The sequence below is a fragment of the Streptomyces sp. SID13031 genome (assembly GCF_010548305.1).
GTDB lineage: Bacteria > Actinomycetota > Actinomycetes > Propionibacteriales > Kribbellaceae > Kribbella.
The window spans coordinates 1-441 of the sequence record NZ_JAAGLV010000082.1 but is presented as its reverse complement, the minus strand read 5'-3'; the positions used below and the strand labels follow the sequence as shown (position 1 = coordinate 441).

Below are 441 nucleotides of genomic sequence, written 5' to 3'. Positions count from 1 at the left end.
ATTCGGCGCCGGAAGCGGTGAAGACCTTGTCCAGGCCCTCGGCGACGGCCTGCAGGGCGACCCGGACCGAGCCGGGGACGACCAGCATGCGGACGCCGTCGGCCACCTGTCGGCCCTCGACGATGGACGCCGCGGCCCGCAGATCCTCGATCCGGCCGTTGGTGCAGGAGCCGACGAAGACGGTTGCGACCTTGACCTCGCGCAACGGCTGGCCCGCGTGAAGTCCCATGTACTCCAGGGCCTTCTCGGCGGCCTGGCGGTCGCTGGGGTCGTCGAACGACGCCGGGTCCGGCACCGAGGCGCTCAGCGGGGCGCCCTGGGCGGGGTTGGTGCCCCAGGTGACGAACGGGGCCAGTGAGGCACCGTCGATGTAGACCTCGTGGTCGAAGACCGCGTCGTCGTCGGTGCGCAGGGTCTGCCAGTACTCGACGGCGGCGTCCC

At 71.9% G+C, this 441-nt stretch carries 1 protein-coding gene; it reads right to left on the bottom strand.

Translation table 11 applies throughout. From position 1 onward, the window contains the following. On the bottom strand, positions 1-441 hold a 441-nt coding region (locus tag G3I17_RS39330), incomplete at both ends, for an aconitase family protein (RefSeq protein ID WP_239063350.1).